This window comes from Cytobacillus sp. S13-E01, assembly GCF_029193815.1.
Classification (GTDB): Bacteria; Bacillota; Bacilli; order Bacillales; family Bacillaceae_L; genus Bacillus_BV.
The window spans coordinates 1-17484 of record NZ_JARFVC010000046.1; the positions used below are offsets into that span (position 1 = coordinate 1).

Annotated in this window: 17 protein-coding genes, 3 tRNA genes, 1 rRNA gene, 1 pseudogene and 1 riboswitch; of the genes and pseudogenes, 19 read left to right on the forward strand and 3 right to left on the reverse strand. The window is 38.9% G+C overall.

Annotated features, from left to right (window positions below):
* Positions 1 to 15: 15 nt before the first annotated feature.
* The 5 genes and pseudogenes from rrf (at position 16) to PY093_RS19410 (ending at position 1854) form a co-directional block, all read left to right on the forward strand.
* A 5S ribosomal RNA gene (gene rrf, locus PY093_RS19390) occupies positions 16 to 131 on the forward strand.
* Between the two features lie 23 nt (positions 132 to 154).
* Positions 155 to 231, forward strand: a tRNA-Met gene (locus tag PY093_RS19395).
* Between the two features lie 2 nt (positions 232 to 233).
* A tRNA-Asp gene (locus tag PY093_RS19400) sits at positions 234 to 309 on the forward strand.
* Between the two features lie 545 nt (positions 310 to 854).
* Positions 855 to 930 (forward strand) — tRNA-Asp (locus PY093_RS19405).
* Positions 931 to 1311: 381 nt separating this feature from the next.
* Positions 1312 to 1854, forward strand: a pseudogene (locus PY093_RS19410) (isochorismatase family protein).
* Positions 1855 to 1913: 59 nt separating this feature from the next.
* Here the strand turns inward: PY093_RS19410 and PY093_RS19415 are convergent.
* On the reverse strand, positions 1914 to 2348 hold the full coding sequence (locus PY093_RS19415) for an Hsp20/alpha crystallin family protein (RefSeq protein WP_275647442.1): 435 nt from the start codon (positions 2346 to 2348) through the stop codon (positions 1914 to 1916).
* A gap of 159 nt (positions 2349 to 2507) precedes the next feature.
* Between PY093_RS19415 and PY093_RS19420 the strand changes: the two genes are divergently transcribed.
* The 14 genes from PY093_RS19420 (at position 2508) to purD (ending at position 16824) form a co-directional block, all read left to right on the forward strand.
* A complete protein-coding gene (locus tag PY093_RS19420; RefSeq protein ID WP_275647443.1) occupies positions 2508 to 3050 on the forward strand; it encodes a DUF2179 domain-containing protein in 543 nt (180 codons plus the stop codon).
* A complete protein-coding gene (locus PY093_RS19425) occupies positions 3047 to 3244 on the forward strand; it encodes an NETI motif-containing protein (RefSeq protein WP_275647444.1) in 198 nt (65 codons plus the stop codon). Before PY093_RS19420 ends, PY093_RS19425 begins: the two co-directional genes overlap by 4 nt.
* A 77-nt stretch (positions 3245 to 3321) precedes the next feature.
* Positions 3322 to 3423: riboswitch (purine riboswitch) on the forward strand.
* A gap of 134 nt (positions 3424 to 3557) precedes the next feature.
* Positions 3558 to 4046, forward strand: coding sequence for a 5-(carboxyamino)imidazole ribonucleotide mutase (gene purE, locus PY093_RS19430; protein ID WP_275647445.1), 489 nt, complete (start codon positions 3558 to 3560; stop codon positions 4044 to 4046).
* Positions 4030 to 5190, forward strand: a complete 1161-nt coding sequence (purK, locus tag PY093_RS19435) for a 5-(carboxyamino)imidazole ribonucleotide synthase (protein ID WP_481769329.1) — start codon at positions 4030 to 4032, stop codon at positions 5188 to 5190. The genes purE and purK overlap by 17 nt, the downstream gene beginning before the upstream one ends.
* 3 nt (positions 5191 to 5193) lie before the next feature.
* Complete coding sequence (gene purB, locus PY093_RS19440; protein ID WP_275647446.1) at positions 5194 to 6486, forward strand: adenylosuccinate lyase; 1293 nt, start codon at positions 5194 to 5196, stop codon at positions 6484 to 6486.
* Positions 6487 to 6557: 71 nt separating this feature from the next.
* Complete coding sequence (gene purC / locus PY093_RS19445; RefSeq protein ID WP_275647447.1) at positions 6558 to 7277, forward strand: phosphoribosylaminoimidazolesuccinocarboxamide synthase; 720 nt, start codon at positions 6558 to 6560, stop codon at positions 7275 to 7277.
* On the forward strand, positions 7270 to 7524 hold the full coding sequence (gene purS, locus PY093_RS19450) for a phosphoribosylformylglycinamidine synthase subunit PurS (protein ID WP_275647448.1): 255 nt from the start codon (positions 7270 to 7272) through the stop codon (positions 7522 to 7524). Before purC ends, purS begins: the two co-directional genes overlap by 8 nt.
* A complete protein-coding gene (purQ, locus tag PY093_RS19455; protein WP_275647449.1) occupies positions 7521 to 8210 on the forward strand; it encodes a phosphoribosylformylglycinamidine synthase subunit PurQ in 690 nt (229 codons plus the stop codon). Before purS ends, purQ begins: the two co-directional genes overlap by 4 nt.
* Complete coding sequence (gene purL / locus PY093_RS19460) at positions 8194 to 10422, forward strand: phosphoribosylformylglycinamidine synthase subunit PurL (protein ID WP_275647450.1); 2229 nt, start codon at positions 8194 to 8196, stop codon at positions 10420 to 10422. Before purQ ends, purL begins: the two co-directional genes overlap by 17 nt.
* Positions 10398 to 11810: an amidophosphoribosyltransferase gene (purF, locus tag PY093_RS19465; protein WP_275647451.1), complete on the forward strand. Its 1413-nt coding sequence runs from the start codon at positions 10398 to 10400 to the stop codon at positions 11808 to 11810. Before purL ends, purF begins: the two co-directional genes overlap by 25 nt.
* Before the next feature lie 372 nt (positions 11811 to 12182).
* Positions 12183 to 13223, forward strand: coding sequence for a phosphoribosylformylglycinamidine cyclo-ligase (gene purM, locus PY093_RS19470; RefSeq protein ID WP_275647452.1), 1041 nt, complete (start codon positions 12183 to 12185; stop codon positions 13221 to 13223).
* A complete protein-coding gene (gene purN, locus PY093_RS19475; RefSeq protein WP_275647453.1) occupies positions 13220 to 13801 on the forward strand; it encodes a phosphoribosylglycinamide formyltransferase in 582 nt (193 codons plus the stop codon). Before purM ends, purN begins: the two co-directional genes overlap by 4 nt.
* 144 nt (positions 13802 to 13945) lie before the next feature.
* A complete protein-coding gene (gene purH / locus PY093_RS19480) occupies positions 13946 to 15484 on the forward strand; it encodes a bifunctional phosphoribosylaminoimidazolecarboxamide formyltransferase/IMP cyclohydrolase (RefSeq protein ID WP_275647454.1) in 1539 nt (512 codons plus the stop codon).
* A gap of 71 nt (positions 15485 to 15555) precedes the next feature.
* Entirely contained in the window at positions 15556 to 16824 is a 1269-nt protein-coding gene (purD, locus tag PY093_RS19485; protein ID WP_275647455.1) for a phosphoribosylamine--glycine ligase, read from the forward strand.
* On the opposite strand, the gene PY093_RS21305 is transcribed toward purD, so the two are convergent.
* Positions 16802 to 16906, reverse strand: a complete 105-nt coding sequence (locus tag PY093_RS21305; RefSeq protein ID WP_345774251.1) for an EYxxD motif small membrane protein — start codon at positions 16904 to 16906, stop codon at positions 16802 to 16804. The two genes, purD and PY093_RS21305, sit on opposite strands and share 23 nt — an antisense overlap.
* An 86-nt stretch (positions 16907 to 16992) precedes the next feature.
* The gene (locus PY093_RS19490) at positions 16993 to 17241 is read right to left on the reverse strand and encodes a YgaP family membrane protein (RefSeq protein ID WP_275647456.1); all 249 of its coding nucleotides are present in this window, start codon (positions 17239 to 17241) and stop codon (positions 16993 to 16995) included.
* Positions 17242 to 17484 lie beyond the last annotated feature (243 nt).

Here is a 17484-nt window from a genome sequence, read left to right on the forward strand (position 1 = left end):
ATAGTAGAATAAAAGTCTGGTGACAATGGCGAAGAGGTCACACCCGTTCCCATGCCGAACACGGAAGTTAAGCTCTTTTGCGCCGATGGTAGTTGGGGGTTTCCCCCTGTGAGAGTAGGACGTCGCCAGGCTTCTACCAACTATATATTATTATCGCGGGGTGGAGCAGTTCGGTAGCTCGTCGGGCTCATAACCCGAAGGTCGCAGGTTCAAATCCTGTCCCCGCAACCAATGGTCCCGTGGTGTAGCGGTTAACATGCCTGCCTGTCACGCAGGAGATCGCCGGTTCGATCCCGGTCGGGACCGCCATATAGTCTTTGAGAACACGAAACGGAGATGTTTCGTTTTTTTTTGTGTTTATTTTTAGGTTTGTCTTTTCTTTATAAAAACCGTGAGGTTTTTCAAGGTTTTTATAAGTACATATTTAAAAACTAGATATGGTCGGGTTTCGAGAAGCGAAGAAGACAAGGAAGTGAGTGAACGAGAACCGGAATGTACTGGGTACATGAGGATCGGAGAGAGCGAAGCTGACGAAGGATTCTGAAGCTTATCGGAAGCCGACCGCCGATGGTAGATGGGGGTTTCCCCTGTGAGAGTAGGACGTCGCCAGGCTTCTACCAACTATATATTATTATCGCGGGGTGGAGCAACGAGCATTACTTCATTGAAATAAACTACGAGTTGTACCAATCGAGCTGCTACTTGATTATGCTCCCTGAGATTGGGACAGTCATAGGTTTGAAAAGGTGAACTAAGTACCTTGTAAGCAAATTTTTGAGAAATATAAGTTAAAATAAGCTCGTCGGGCTCATAACCCGAAGGTCGCAGGTTCAAATCCTGTCCCCGCAACCAATGGTCCCGTGGTGTAGCGGTTAACATGCCTGCCTGTCATGCAGGAGATCGCCGGTTCGATCCCGGTCGGGACCGCCATATAGTTTTTAAGCACGCGAAACGTAGATGTTTCGGTTTTTTTTGAAAAGATAAGAAAGTATAAAAGTTTGTACCAAGTTTTAGTGTCTAGCTCCGGGCGCCATCGACTCTATGGTATAAGCCAATCGGTCCTGAAGGTAAAGAACAACCTTCCAGCCGGCTTGTCTTATGCTTGTCGCCGATAGGCGGGCGCCCTGTGCTTTTCTTGTGTTTATTTTATCTTTTTTTTTGTTTAGTTCTTGTAAAACCGTGAGGTTTTATAAATTTATAAGTACATATTACAAAACAACAGGTTTCATAAATACTGCATTATTTGCAGGAAATACGAACTTCCATATAGAAATATTTACCTATTCTAAGAAGAATAGGTAGGCGAGAAAAATGAGAGCACTCTTAGTTATTGATGTACAAAACGATATTGTTAGTGTTGGAGATTTCAAAGAAGAACTTTCGTTGATGGAAAATGTTATTAAAGATTTCAAAGGTAGTAATAGTCCTGTAATCTTTATGAGGCACTTGGATGATGCAGAAGATAGTCCGCTGTATAGAGAGTCTGTTGGTTCTGAACTACATAGTTCATTAAAAGATTATGCTGACTAGGTACTTGAAAAACAAACACCAAGTTCTTTCTTTAACACTGAACTATCTAATATGTTAGAAAAATTAGGTGTGAATCACCTTTTTATAACTGGGTTTAACACTGAGTTTTGTTGTATGTTTACAGCTATTTCTGCATTTAATAGAGGATACAAAGTGACATTTATTGAAAATGCTACTGGAACAGTTAATACAGACGAAACATACGAAATGCAAGGATTAGATATTAAAGACTTTGTTGGTACTGTCTTACATTGGTCCAACGTTATTGAAGTATTAGACTACGAAGAATATGTTGAAGAATATAAAACAGAGAATACCATTTGATAAAAGGGATGCTAGGAGCATCCCTTTTATTGAGCAAAACTATATTAAAAAGTCTAATTCTAGTCTTCAATTTTCTTCACAGAAATCTTCTTTCTACTATCATCAGGAATAAGGCGATGGAGATGGATGATTAATAGTCCATTATGATATGAGGCGTCGACCCGGTCTTCTCTAATTGGGAATGGTAGCTCAACTACCCGTTCAAATGTACCTTGGAATATGCCTTCCTCCACTAGTGTGAATCCACGAAATTTTAAATTTACCGTTCCTTTTACCTCAAGTGTTTGGTAATGTGCAAATACATCTACTTGATCTACATGTTCTAATCCAGGAACACTGATGACTACTAATACTTCATTATCAGATTTGTAGAGGTTAAGTTGTGTTTGGTTGGCTTTAAACATTGGTTCAAATTCGCCAAAAAACTCATCGCCAAAGAATTGATCCCACTGCTTTCTCCAATCACCCATTTTTTTAAATTGATTCATATTCATTTTAGTTGGGAACCTCCCTTATTTTTCTGTTCCCATAATATGATTTTATAGAAAAAATTGTGCCTATCAGGAAATAGTGGTTTAAAATAGGGTACATGTTTAGTAAAATGAGTAATTTGGTATGCTAATTTTAAGTAGGTTTTAAGTTAGGGGGATATAATGTTAGAAAATAGTATAGTTATGGTTACGATCATTCTAGTTATTAATATTGTATATGTATCGTTTTTTACCATACGTATGATTTTGACGTTGAAGGGTCAACGTTATCTTGCTGCACTCATTAGTACAGTTGAGGTTGTCATTTATGTTGTAGGTCTTGGATTAGTTTTAGATAATTTGGATCAAATTCAGAATTTGATTGCCTATGCGCTAGGTTATGGAATAGGTGTTATCGTCGGTATGAAAATTGAAGAGAAATTGGCACTAGGATATATTACGGTTAATGTAATTACAGCAGAGGATGATCGTAATTTACCGAAAGTCCTTCGTGAAAAAGGCTATGGTGTTACAAATTGGTTAGCACAAGGGCTTGAAGGAAATCGTCAGTCTATGCAAATCCTTACACCAAGAAAACATGAACTAAGGCTTTATCAAACCATTAAAGAGATTGACCCAAAAGCGTTTATTATTGTCTATGAGGCAAAGTCAATCCATGGTGGATTCTGGGTTAAAGCTGTAAAGAAAGGAAAATTGGGAGATTGAAAAAACAGACGAAGAAAAAGTTTGAAGTTGAAAATGGTGAAACAATTGATCAGTGTTTAGAAAGAATGAAGCAAGAAGGATATATTCCGGTAAGAAGAGTTGAAGAACCAATCTTCAGAGAAGTTACAGTTAATGAACAAACAGAGTATGAACCAAGTGGTAGAAGAATCATTTTTGAAGGTAAAATGGCCTAAACACGAACATTAATATCTATGGTAAATTTAATTGTTCGATATTTGTTGACAAAATTAACTCTAAATTGTTAAACTAAGTGTAGTAAATATGATTACCTTATATAATCTTGGGGATATGGCCCATAAGTTTCTACCCGATAACCGTAAATTATTGGACTATGAGGGAAAGTAATGCGTTTTTCCTGACATTTGACAATACTGTCCTTTGCCCAGGTAGAATTGCTTTCTCTTTTGTTTAGGGAAACTTTCTATCTGGGTTTTTATTTTTGAAAAATATAGAAAATTATAAATGTGCGGTAATAGGGGGAAAATGATGAAACCACTTGTTGGCATTATTATGGGGAGTACGTCAGACTGGGAAACAATGAAACATGCGTGTGACATTTTAGAAGAGCTTGAAATTCCATTTGAAAAGAAAGTGGTTTCAGCTCACCGTACTCCTGATCTCATGTTTCATTATGCGGAAAATGCAAAAGATAGAGGCTTAAAGGTCATTATTGCAGGTGCAGGTGGTGCAGCGCATCTACCGGGAATGGTAGCGGCGAAGACAACATTACCAGTTATTGGTGTGCCAGTGCAATCAAAGGCATTAAATGGTCTTGATTCATTACTTTCTATTGTTCAAATGCCAGGAGGTGTTCCTGTTGCAACAGTGGCTATCGGAAAAGCTGGAGCGACAAATGCTGGGTTGTTAGCAGCATCCATCTTAGGAACGCAATATCCTGAATATGATCAGGCATTGGAAAAGCGTAGAGAAAGCACTCGTTTAAAGGTGTTAGAAAGTAGTGATGAACTTGAGTAAAGAAATAACTCTTCCGACTAAGACAATTGGAATTATTGGTGGGGGTCAACTAGGCAGAATGATGGCATTATCGGCAAGGGAAATGGGCTACTCCATCGCAGTCCTAGATCCGACACCTAACTCACCTTGTGGGCAAATTGCAGATGTTGAAATTACAGCAGAATTTAATAATCTAGATGCAATAAAACAACTCGCAGAAGCAAGCGATGTCGTTACGTATGAGTTCGAGAACATAGACTATGAAGCGTTAATGTGGTTAGAACAACATGCAAATCTTCCACAAGGTAGTAAATTATTAGCGATAACGCAAGATAGATCAACCGAGAAAGATTCGATTTCAAAGCTGGGTTTAACAGTGGCACCTTATGTTGTTGTTGAAAATGAACAAGAACTTTTAGAAGCTGTCGAAAAACTTCAAACTCCGTGTGTGTTAAAAACGTGTCGCGGGGGATATGACGGTAAGGGCCAATATGTTATTAGGAAAAAAGACGATATTGCTGAAGCAGCAGTTTTACTTACAAACGGTACTTGTGTAGTAGAGTCGTGGGTATCCTACGCTAAAGAGATTTCAGTCATTGTTTCAAGGAATGTATCAGGGGATGTAAAAACCTTTCCAGTTGCAGAAAATCTTCATGTAGATAATATTTTGCATCAAACGATTGTACCAGCAAGAATATCAAATGAAGTAGCATTTAAAGCAGAACATATGGCGATACAGATGGCAAATGAATTTAAGATGGTTGGTACATTAGCTGTTGAAATGTTTGTGACAGAAGATGACATGATCTATATTAATGAGCTTGCGCCAAGACCACATAATTCAGGTCATTATACAATTGATGCTTGCGAAACCTCGCAGTTTGAACAGCATGTGCGCGCTGTCTGTAATTGGCCATTAGGTGAAACGACATTGTTGAAGCATGTAGTAATGGTAAACATACTAGGTGAGCATGTAGAGCCGATTCTTAAAAAGGTGGATGAATTCGAAACATGTAAGTTGCATTTATACGGTAAAAAAGAAGCAAAACATAAAAGAAAAATGGGGCATTTAACTGTTTTAGGAAAAGATATTGATGACATTCTAAAACAAATTGAAGAGCTTCAAATATGGACGGCGGAAACTAAAGAACTAATCGGGGGTTAAAAGATGATTGAACGTTATACAAGACCAGAAATGGGCGCAATTTGGACAGAGGAAAACCGCTTTAAGGCTTGGCTAGAGGTAGAAATTTTAGCATGTGAGGCATGGGCTGAGCTTGGTGATATTCCAAAAGAAGATGTTGCACTTATTCGTGAAAATGCGTCATTTGATATCAAGCGTATCAAAGAAATAGAAGAAGAAACCCGCCATGATGTTGTTGCATTTACTCGTGCGGTATCAGAAACACTTGGCGAAGAAAGAAAATGGGTACATTACGGGTTAACATCAACAGATGTTGTTGATACTGCATTATCATATCTTTTAAAGCAAGCAAACAATATCTTACTACGTGATATCGAGAACTTTGTTCAGATTTTAGCTGATAAAGCTCGTGAGCATAAGCACACAGTTATGATGGGACGTACACACGGTGTCCATGCAGAGCCAACAACGTTTGGTCTAAAACTAGCATTATGGCATGAAGAAATGAAAAGAAATTTAGATCGCTTTAAACGTGCTGCAGCTACTGTTGAAGCGGGTAAAATTTCTGGTGCTGTTGGTACATATGCCAACATTGACCCTTTTGTTGAAACATATGTGTGTAACAAATTAGGTTTGACAGCAGCACCAATATCAACACAAACACTTCAACGTGATCGCCATGCTGAGTACATGGGTACACTTGCTTTAATTGCTACATCGATTGAAAAATTCGCAGTTGAAGTTCGTAGTTTACAAAAAAGTGAAACACGTGAGGTAGAAGAATTTTTTGCTAAAGGTCAAAAAGGATCGTCTGCAATGCCACATAAGCGTAACCCAATCGGATCTGAAAATATGACAGGGATTGCACGTGTTATTCGTGGTTATATGTTAACAGCTTATGAAAATGTGCCTTTATGGCATGAACGTGACATTTCACATTCATCTGCAGAACGTATTATTTTACCAGATGCAACGATTGGACTTAACTATATGCTTAATCGCTTTAGTAACATCATTAAAAACTTAACGGTGTTCCCGGAGAACATGAAGCGCAATATGGATCGTACACTAGGCTTGATTTATTCTCAACGTGTTCTATTAGCACTTATTGATGCTGGGATGACACGTGAAGAGGCGTATGATACGGTTCAACCAAAAGCGATGGAAGCATGGGAAAAGCAAGTACATTTCCGTGTATTAGTGGAAGAGGAAGAAAAGATTTCATCACGACTAACACCTGCTCAAATTGATGATTGCTTTGATTACAACTATCACCTTAAACATGTTGATATGATTTTTGAACGTCTTGGTTTGTAATTTTGAATAAGGGGTTGGTTTTTGAGCCAATCTCTCTATTATGACATTCTGTCCCTGGGAGGGCTTATTCGATGGAAAAGCTGGATTTGTTATATGAAGGGAAAGCGAAAAGAATTTATAAAACCAATAAAGAAAATGTAGTTTGGGTAGAGTATAAAGATAGCGCAACAGCCTTTAATGGTGAGAAGAAAGCTCAAATCACAGGAAAAGGACGTTTAAATAACGAGATTACTAGTTTGCTATTTGAAAAGCTTCGTATGGACGGGATTCAAAATCATTTTATTAAAAAGATATCTGATACAGAGCAATTGGTGAAAAAAGTGGAGATTATTCCGCTTGAAGTTGTTGTAAGAAACATTATCGCAGGAAGTCTTTCAAAACGATTAGGTATAGAAGAAGGAACACCGTTAGAAGAGTCAATTGTTGAGTTTTATTTTAAAAACGATGATCTTGGTGATCCGCTTGTAACTGAAGATCACATTAAAACATTGAAATTAGCAACTCCTGAACAGTTAGTGGTTTTACGTGAAATTGGCTTAAAAGTAAATGATATATTAGTAGCTCATTTTTCAAGCCGTAATTTAAGATTAGTAGATTTTAAATTAGAATTCGGCATTGATGCAGACGGTCAAATCATCCTAGCAGATGAGATTTCACCTGATACGTGCAGATTATGGGATAAAGATACAAATCAGAAATTTGATAAAGACGTATTCCGTAGAGATATTGGTAATCTAGCTGAGGCATATACTGAAATTTTAAATCGTTTAGGGGGCAAACAACATGTATAAAGTAAAAGTTTATGTAACGTTGAGAGAAAGTGTTTTAGATCCACAAGGAAGTGCTGTTAAAAAGTCTCTACACAGTATGGAATATACGGAAGTAAGTGATGTACGTATTGGTAAATACATGGAGTTAATGATTGAAGATAGCACTCGTGATATCGATACAATCGTAAAAGAAATGTGTGAAAGATTATTAGCAAATGTAGTAATTGAAGACTACCGTTATGAGGTTGAGGAGGTTGTCGCACAGTGAAATTTGCTTGTATAGTATTCCCAGGCTCTAATTGTGACATAGATATGTTTCATGCGATTAAAGATGAACTAGGTGAAGAAGTAGAATATGTTTGGCATGATGCTGACAATTTAGATACGTTTGATGGAATATTGCTACCAGGTGGATTTTCATATGGTGACTACTTACGTTCTGGTGCAATTGCACGGTTTTCAAACGTAATGACAGCAATTAAAGAAGCAGCTGAAGCGGGTAAACCAATTCTTGGTGTATGTAATGGGTTTCAAATTTTACTAGAGGCGGGCCTATTACCAGGTGCGATGAGACGAAATGAGAACCTGAAATTTAAATGTGAGCAAGTTGAATTACGAGTAGAAAACAATACTACTATGTTTACAGCTGGGTACAAGGTGGATCAGGTTATCACGATTCCAATTGCACACGGTGATGGAAACTATTATTGTGATGAACAAACACTAACTAGATTACAAGAAAACAATCAGATTGTGTTTAAATATCATGGCTCAAACCCGAATGGAAGTTTAGATGATATAGCTGGAATTGTCAATGAACAAGGGAATGTGTTAGGAATGATGCCGCATCCTGAGAGAGCTGTCGATGAGCTTTTAGGAAGTGCGGATGGGTTGAAATTATTTCAATCAATTGTAAAACAATGGAGGTTATCTGCACATGTCATTACTTCTTGAACCAAGTACAGAGTTGATTAAGTCCGAAAAAATATATCGTGAAATGGGATTAAGTGACGAAGAATTTGTCATGATTGAGAACATTCTTGGCCGCACTCCTAACTACACAGAAACAGGGTTATTTTCGGTGATGTGGTCAGAGCATTGTAGCTATAAAAACTCAAAGCCTGTTTTACGAAAATTTCCAACTACAGGTGAAAAGGTATTGCAAGGACCAGGTGAAGGTGCTGGAATTGTTGATATCGGTGACAATCAAGCGGTGGTTTTTAAAATTGAAAGTCACAACCATCCGTCTGCGATTGAACCTTATCAAGGGGCAGCAACTGGTGTTGGAGGAATTATTCGCGATGTGTTTTCAATGGGAGCACGCCCAATCGCTCTTTTAAACTCTTTACGCTTTGGAGAGTTGACATCACCACGTGTGAAGTATTTGTTTGAAGAAGTAGTTGCAGGGATTGCAGGCTACGGGAATTGTGTAGGAATCCCAACGGTTGGTGGAGAAATACAATTTGATCCTTCCTATGATGGTAATCCACTCGTTAACGCAATGTGTGTTGGATTGATAAATCACGAAGATATTCAAAAAGGTCAAGCAAAAGGGATTGGTAACACCGTAATGTATATTGGTGCGAAGACCGGTAGAGATGGGATTCATGGTGCTACATTTGCATCTGAGGAGCTATCTGATGAATCAGAAGCAAAACGTCCTGCTGTTCAGGTTGGAGATCCATTTATGGAGAAGCTTCTCCTAGAAGCATGTTTAGAGCTTGTGAAATGTGACGCATTAGTTGGAATTCAAGACATGGGGGCAGCGGGGTTAACCAGTTCATCCGCTGAAATGGCTAGTAAAGCGGGATCAGGAATTGAGATGAATTTAAATCTAGTTCCACAGCGGGAATTAGGTATGACAGGCTATGAAATGATGTTATCAGAATCTCAGGAGCGCATGTTAGTAGTTGTTGAAAAAGGAAGAGAACATGAAATTCAAAACATCGTTTCAAAATATGATTTAGAAGCTGTTGCTATTGGTAGAGTAACGGATGATAAAATGCTTCGTTTACTTCATAAAGGCGAAATAATCGCGAATGTCCCTGTTGACGCACTTGCTGAAGATGCACCTGTATACAACAAGCCTTCAGCTGAGCCAGCATATTACCGTGAATTCCAAGTGATGGATGTTGCTGTTCCGGAAGTAACTGATTATAACGAAGCATTAATGAAGCTATTATCACAACCAACGATTGCAAGTAAAGAATGGGTGTATAACCAGTATGATTACATGGTACGAACAAATACTGTTGTTTCACCTGGGTCAGATGCTGCTGTTGTCCGTATTCGTGGCACAAAAAAAGCATTAGCGATGACAACGGATTGTAACTCTCGTTATTTATATTTAGATCCTGAGGTTGGTGGGAAAATTGCTGTTGCTGAAGCAGCACGAAATGTTGTCTGCTCAGGTGGTCAGCCTTTAGCGATTACAGATTGCTTGAATTTTGGTAATCCTGAAAAGCCAGAGATTTTTTGGCAAATTGAAAAAGCTGTTGATGGTATGAGTGAAGCATGTCGTACATTGAACTCACCTGTTATTGGTGGAAATGTATCTTTATATAATGAAACAAATGGTGTAGCGGTTTATCCAACTCCTGTTGTTGGTATGGTTGGTCTGATTGAAGATGTAGAACATATTACAACACAAGAGTTTAAACAAGCTGGCGATCTAATCTATGTAATTGGAGAAGCGAAACCTGAATTTGGTGGTAGTGAACTTCAAAAGTTGTTGAATGGTAAAATTTTTGGCAAGGCACCAGAACTAGATTTAGAGGTTGAATTAAGTGCGCAAAACCAGCTGTTAACAGCGATTCGTGGGGGTCTTGTGGCTTCAGCTCATGATGTGGCAGAAGGTGGATTTGCAGTTGCTCTAGCTGAAAGTGTAATTGGCGCTAAAGAATTAGGTGCGAATGTAACAGTAAGTGGCGAAGCTGTAACTGAATTATTTGCAGAGTCACAATCACGTTTTATCGTTTCAGTAAAGCCTGAAAATAAGGCGGAATTTGAAGAAATAGTAGTAGCAAAATTAATTGGCGAAGTAACGGAAAAATCGACATTAATGATCGACAACAACCAAGGCGACGAACTTATCAATTCTTCTGTTGATGAATTACGAAGTGCTTGGAAAGGAGCTATTCCATGCTTGCTGAACTCAAAGGCTTAAATGAAGAATGCGGTATTTTTGGGATTTGGGGACATCCAGATGCTGCACAAATCACATATTATGGTTTACACAGCCTGCAACACCGTGGTCAAGAAGGTGCTGGAATTGTTGTGTCAAATGGTGAAAAGCTTAAGGCACATAAAGGTGAAGGTCTTGTTTCAGAAGTTTTTGGTAATGGACAATTAAATGACCTATATGGAAAAGCTGCAATCGGACATGTAAGATATGCAACTGCTGGTGGTGGTGGAATTGAAAACGTGCAGCCATTACTGTTTCACTCACAGGTTGGTGGACTTGCAATTGCCCATAACGGAAATCTCGTAAATGCAAATGCTCTGAAACATCAGCTAGAAAATCAAGGTAGTATTTTTCAAACAACGTCAGATACAGAAGTTCTTGCCCATTTAACAAGAAGAAGTGGTTATACAAAAATTCAGGATCGTGTAAAAAACGCGCTAACAATGATTAAAGGTGCGTATGCTTTTATTCTGATGACTGAGAAAAAGTTGATGGTTGCATTAGATCCAAATGGTCTACGTCCATTATCAATTGGTAAACTTGGTGATGCCTATGTTGTCGCATCTGAAACCTGTGCATTTGATATAATCGGTGCGAAATATGAGCGAGATGTAGAACCAGGGGAATTCCTGATTATTAATGATGAGGGTATTCATTCAGAATTTTTCTCACTTAACACAAATCGTGCTATATGCAGTATGGAGTATATTTATTTTTCTAGACCGGACAGTGATATCGATGGAATTAACATTCATACAGCACGAAAAAATCTTGGCAAAAAACTGGCGCAAGAGTCCGCTGTTGAAGCTGATGTCGTCACTGGGGTTCCGGATTCAAGTATGTCAGCAGCGATCGGTTATGCGGAAAGCTCAGGGATTCCTTATGAACTAGGGTTGATTAAGAATCGTTACGTTGGCCGAACCTTTATCCAACCATCACAATCGTTACGAGAGCAAGGTGTAAAAATGAAATTGTCTCCCGTTCGCGGGGTTGTTGAAGGAAAGCGCGTCGTAATGGTAGACGACTCAATCGTTCGTGGAACAACAAGTCGTCGTATTGTTTCTATGCTACGAGAAGCGGGTGCTGCAGAGGTTCATGTTCGCATAAGCTCACCGCCAATTAAGAATCCGTGCTTCTACGGGATTGATACATCGACACACGAAGAATTAATGGCATCATCTAACTCAATAGAGGAAATGCGTCAACTAATCGGTGCAGACTCATTATCATTTTTAAGTGAAGATGGCTTACTTGAAGCGATTGGTAGGAAGTATGACGGGGAATACCGTGGTCAGTGCATGGCATGCTTTACTGGGAAATATCCGACGGAAATTTATCCAGATACGGTATTGCCGCATGAGAAGGCCTAGGGTGAGTGGGGAAAATATTGTTCGGACGAGTAAATGAGCAAGTTTGGCGAGTATTTTACAAATTTATGCGAGTAAATGGAGAATTTTACGAGTATTCTATCGTTTTTTACGAGTAAATCAAGAAAATAGGCTAGTGTTTCTATATTCTTTCATATAAATACTTCGTCTCACCATTGATTTGCTAGTCTTTGCGTGAAAATTGGACAGTAGACCCATAGATTCATAGCAAGAATCACGTATTTCTCTAACTACCGGACAGAATAACCAACCAAAATCCTGTCCAACAGCAATCTAATCTTTATATTCAAACTAAATTAAGGGTCAGACCTCATGGATTCTGGCCCTTCTATAGTATTTAAGGAGGCTTTTCTTATGGCAAATGCCTACAAACAAGCTGGGGTTGACATTGAAGCTGGATATGAAGCAGTATCTCGCATGAAAAAGCATGTCCAAAAAACGATGCGCCCTGAAGTAATGGGTGGTCTTGGTAGCTTTGGAGGGATGTTTGATCTTTCGAAGGTGAATGTGAAGGAACCTGTATTGGTATCAGGTACGGATGGTGTTGGCACAAAGCTAATGCTTGCGATTATGCTGGATAAGCATGACACAATTGGAATAGATGCAGTTGCCATGTGTGTGAATGATGTTGTTGTACAAGGAGCCGAACCACTCTATTTCCTTGATTATATTGCATGTGGAAAAGCAATTCCAAAGAAGATTGAAGCGATTGTTAAAGGTATTGCAGATGGCTGCGAAATGGCGGGCTGTGCGCTTATTGGCGGAGAAACCGCTGAAATGCCAGGGATGTACAGTGAGGAAGATTACGATCTCGCTGGTTTCACTGTAGGTGTTGCTGAAAAATCTAAATTAGTGACTGGTGAGAAGATAAAACCAGGTGATGTCCTTATTGGACTAAGCTCAAGCGGAATTCACAGTAATGGATACTCGTTAGTGAGAAAAGTTTTACTAGAAGATGCAAAGCTTGACCTACTAGAAACATATGATAATCTTGAGTTACCATTAGGTGAAGAGCTTTTACGTCCTACAAAAATCTATGTAAAATCACTTTTAGAAGTAATGAAAGAGCATGATATAAAAGGAATGTCTCATATTACGGGTGGAGGGTTTATTGAAAACATTCCACGTATGCTACCAAATGGTTTAGGGGCAGAAATTGATTATGGCTCTTGGCCAATACCGCCAATATTTAATCTTCTTCAAAAACATGGTGCAATAGGGAAAAAAGAAATGTTTAACATTTTTAACATGGGAATTGGAATGGTGTTAGCGATCGATGTGAACTCATTACATCCAGTCATCCAACAGTTAGAAGAAGCTGGGGAGAAAGCTTATATCATTGGACGAGTTACTGATCAAGAGGGAGTATCATTTGGTGGAGGTTCTCTTACATGAGAAGCATAGCGGTGTTTGCATCTGGGAGCGGATCTAATTTTGAAGCGATTATGAATGCGATAGAAAATGGCAACTTACAGGCAAAAGTTAGCCTTGTCGTATGTGATAAACCAGGTGCAAAAGTAATTGAACGAGCAAATAAGTTCGGGATTGAAAGTTTCGTTGCAGTACCGAAAAATTATGAAAATAAAGCTGCCTATGAGAGAGAGATAGTAAGGCAGCTTACAGACAAGAAGGTTGATTTTATCGTTTTAGCAGGTTATATGAGGCTGATTGGGGAGACACTGTTAACACAATATAGAGGGAAAATAGTGAATGTCCATCCATCTTTACTCCCGGCATTTCCAGGTCTTGATGCAGTCGGTCAAGCGTTTCGGGCAGGTGTGAAAATAACAGGTGTAACAATTCATTTTGTTGATGAAGGCATGGATACTGGACCAATTATCGCTCAAACTGCAATTACTATTGAACAAGGCGAAACAATTGAAATGCTCGAAAAAAAGATTCATGATAAAGAACATACATTGTATCCACAAACACTACAAACTTTATTTTCAAGTCAAAGTATAAAAATATAAGATGTCTAGCTCCGGGCGCCATTGGCTCGAGGTCATAAGCCAATCCAATCTGAAGGTAAATGCGCCTTTAGAGTCAGGGCTCGACTTATGCTTGTCGCCAAAGGAGTCGCGCCCTACGCATTTCATATAAAGGTGGGATCAGAAGTGACAATCAAAAGAGCACTTATAAGTGTGTCAGATAAAAACGGAATCGTTCCATTTGTGAAAGAATTAGTTGCAAATGGAGTTGAGATTATTTCTACAGGTGGTACGAAAAAGACACTTGAAGAAAATGGTGTGAATGTAATTGGGATTTCAGAAGTAACAGGCTTTCCTGAAATGCTTGATGGACGTGTGAAAACATTACACCCAATGATCCATGGTGGTTTACTTGGAATGCGTAACAATGAAGACCATGTAAAACAAATGAATGAGCATAATATTACACCGATCGATTTAGTGGTCGTAAATCTTTATCCTTTTCAACAAACAATTGCAAAGCCTGGTGTGTTATTTGAAGAGGCGATTGAAAACATTGATATTGGTGGACCAAGTATGCTTCGTTCAGCAGCAAAAAATCATCAAGATGTGACAGTTATTGTTGATCCGGCAGACTATGATCTAGTTTTACAAGAAGTTGTAGAAAATGGTGGGGTATCGGTTGAGACAAACCGTACACTCGCAGCAAAGGTGTTCCGTCATACAGCCGCATATGATGCAATAATTGCGGAGTACTTAACAAACCTTGTGGGAGAAGAAAGCCCTGAAACATTAACGGTAACTTTTGAGAAAAAACAAGACCTGAGATACGGTGAAAACCCTCATCAAAAGGCTACGTTTTATAAAAAGCCACTGGGGTCAAGTTTTTCAATTGCTGCAGCAAGAAAGCTTCATGGAAAAGAATTGTCGTTTAATAACATCAATGATGCAAATGCAGCTTTACAGGTTGTTCGTGAGTTCGCTGAGCCTGCAGCTGTCGCCATTAAGCATATGAATCCATGTGGTGTTGGTGTGGGTGAAAGTATTGATGATGCATTTACCAAGGCGTATGAAGCAGACTCAACTTCTATTTTCGGTGGAATTATAGCATTAAATCGTGAAGTAGGCACTGAAACAGCGATGAAAATGCACGAAATCTTTTTAGAGGTGATCATTGCTCCATCATTTACGCAGGAAGCACTTGATATTTTAACGGCTAAGAAAAATCTTAGGCTTCTAACAATTGATTTTACAAGTGAAGAAAAGGTGGAGAATCGCTTAACCTCTGTTCAAGGTGGTCTTCTAGTTCAAGAGGATGACTTGTTTACGTTAGAGAATGCAAAAGTAACAGTTCCTACAAAAAGAGAGCCAACTGAAAAAGAGTGGTCAGATTTAAAGCTTGCTTGGAAGGTTGTAAAACATGTTAAGTCAAATGCAATTGTATTAGCACAAGATTCAATTACAGTGGGTGTTGGTGCTGGTCAAATGAACCGGGTGGGTGCCGCTAATATTGCGATTAATCAAGCTGGAATTAGAGCGTCAGGCGCGGCACTCGCATCAGATGCCTTCTTCCCGATGGATGATACAGTTGAAGCAGCAGCAAAAGCTGGTATTACGGCAATTATTCAACCAGGCGGTTCAATCCGTGATGAGGATTCGATAAAAAAAGCGGATGAATATGGTATAACGATGGTGTTTACTGGAATTCGTCATTTTAAACATTAAAAATTACGCCGCATGCCCTCATACAAGTGAGAGGCTTGCTTTTTGAAAAATTACAAAGGCTGGTGTGAGGGATGAAGGTATTAATTATTGGACGCGGTGGTCGAGAGCACACTTTGGCTTGGAAGGTAGCGCAAAGTAACAAGGTAGAAAAGGTATTTGTTGCACCAGGAAACGATGGAATGAAGGATGTTGCATCATTACTAGATATTGATGAAACCGATATTGGGAATCTAGTGATTTTTGCTAAAAATGAGGGTATTGATTTAACGATTGTGGGTCCTGAAGTTCCTCTGACAAAAGGGATTGTAAATGAATTCCAAGAACAAGGACTAAGAATATTCGGGCCAACAAAAGAGGCTGCAATCATTGAGGGAAGTAAAACGTTCTCAAAAAATTTAATGAAGAAATATAATATACCAACTGCTGATTATGGTTCCTTTTCATCTTACGAAGCTGCAAAGGCTTATATTAAGGAAAAGGGTGTACCAATTGTTCTAAAAGCAGATGGTTTGGCAGCCGGTAAGGGTGTTGTCATTGCAATAACGATGGAAGAAGCACTGCAAAACCTTTATGAAATGATGGAAGAGTCAAAGTTTGGTGAAGCAAGCAATAAAGTGGTGATTGAAGAGTTTCTAGAAGGTGAAGAATTTTCATTAATGGCTTTTGTTCGCGGGACAAAAGTATACCCGATGGAAATCTCACAAGACCATAAGCGTGCATTTGATAATGATCAAGGTCCAAACACAGGTGGGATGGGTGCATATTCTCCAGTTCCGCAAATTTCAGATGAAATTGTAGAAGAAGCCGTTAAAACAGTCCTACATCCGACTGTCCAGGCTATGAAAGAAGAAGGCAGGGAGTTTACAGGGATATTATATGCTGGCTTAATCAACACTGTATCTGGACCAAAAGTAATCGAGTTTAATGCTCGTTTTGGAGATCCAGAAACACAGGTTGTTTTACCAAGATTAGAAAATGATTTGGTGGATGTTATTTTAGATCTTCTGGATGATCAAGATGTAACTTTAGCTTGGTCAAATGATGCAGCAGTAGCTGTTGTACTTGCTGCGAAAGGTTATCCAAATGAATATGAAAAAGGTGCTCATATTGAAGGGCTGAACGAACTGAATCAAAAGACATTTTCGTTTCATGCTGCAACCAAGACGGTAAATGGACACATTACAGCAAATGGTGGACGTGTTTTAGTGTTAGCTGCAAAAGGATCAAGTTTACATGAAGCACAAGAAATCGTATATGCTGAGCTTAAAAAGGTAAAATGTGAAAGTTTATTTTTCCGTAAAGACATTGGGCGTCGCGCTATCTCACACGTTTCTTCCTAATATAGACGAACGAGATTGCGATAATGCTTCCAATTAACGCGATTAGAACAAAACTCATATCGGTCAAGTATTCCCAGAACATCAAAATCAATCATCTCCTTTGTTAATAAAGGGTCAGATTGCATTGACCCTTTATTATGGCTAGTTCTGTGCGCCCTTGCGCTTTTCTTATGTTGGATTAATGATTGGTTCTTTTTCCTCTTTTTCCGGGCTTTTTTCTTGGTAGTTCTCAAATAGTGCTGTTAATGGGCAAAAACGTGTGATACCTTCACCAACCTTCATTCCGCCAAGCATAGCTATGACTAGGTAAGAGTCACGCCAAGGGCGTTTTACAAGCTTTGATGTAGCCCAAGCAAGCATCGTAAATCCACATGTAATACGGATTAAAGCATTAAGAATGCCAATATTTGGTTTCAAATTATATTCCTCCTATTAGAAAATTCATATTTGTTCAATTTTTTTCAAATAATTACAAACTCTTTAGTGCGTTAAAACACTCAATATGGTACGATAGTGATACTTATATTTAGAATCTTAATGGGCGCACTGCGCTTTTCAAATATAGTGTCTGGCTCCGGGCGCCATCGGACCTGAGGTCATAAGCCAATCCCGTCCCGAAGGCAAAAAACGCCTTTAGTCAGGGCTCGTCTTATGTTTGAC

Coding starts and splice junctions, on each gene's coding strand:
- PY093_RS19415 (WP_275647442.1), bottom strand. CDS start 2,348: ATGAATATGAATCAATTTAAAAAAATGGGTGATTGGAGAAAGCAGTGG.
- PY093_RS19420 (WP_275647443.1), top strand. CDS start 2,508: ATGTTAGAAAATAGTATAGTTATGGTTACGATCATTCTAGTTATTAAT.
- purE (WP_275647445.1), top strand. CDS start 3,558: ATGAAACCACTTGTTGGCATTATTATGGGGAGTACGTCAGACTGGGAA.
- purB (WP_275647446.1), top strand. CDS start 5,194: ATGATTGAACGTTATACAAGACCAGAAATGGGCGCAATTTGGACAGAG.
- purC (WP_275647447.1), top strand. CDS start 6,558: ATGGAAAAGCTGGATTTGTTATATGAAGGGAAAGCGAAAAGAATTTAT.
- purS (WP_275647448.1), top strand. CDS start 7,270: ATGTATAAAGTAAAAGTTTATGTAACGTTGAGAGAAAGTGTTTTAGAT.
- purL (WP_275647450.1), top strand. CDS start 8,194: ATGTCATTACTTCTTGAACCAAGTACAGAGTTGATTAAGTCCGAAAAA.
- purF (WP_275647451.1), top strand. CDS start 10,398: ATGCTTGCTGAACTCAAAGGCTTAAATGAAGAATGCGGTATTTTTGGG.
- purM (WP_275647452.1), top strand. CDS start 12,183: ATGGCAAATGCCTACAAACAAGCTGGGGTTGACATTGAAGCTGGATAT.
- purN (WP_275647453.1), top strand. CDS start 13,220: ATGAGAAGCATAGCGGTGTTTGCATCTGGGAGCGGATCTAATTTTGAA.
- purD (WP_275647455.1), top strand. CDS start 15,556: ATGAAGGTATTAATTATTGGACGCGGTGGTCGAGAGCACACTTTGGCT.
- PY093_RS21305 (WP_345774251.1), bottom strand. CDS start 16,906: ATGTTCTGGGAATACTTGACCGATATGAGTTTTGTTCTAATCGCGTTA.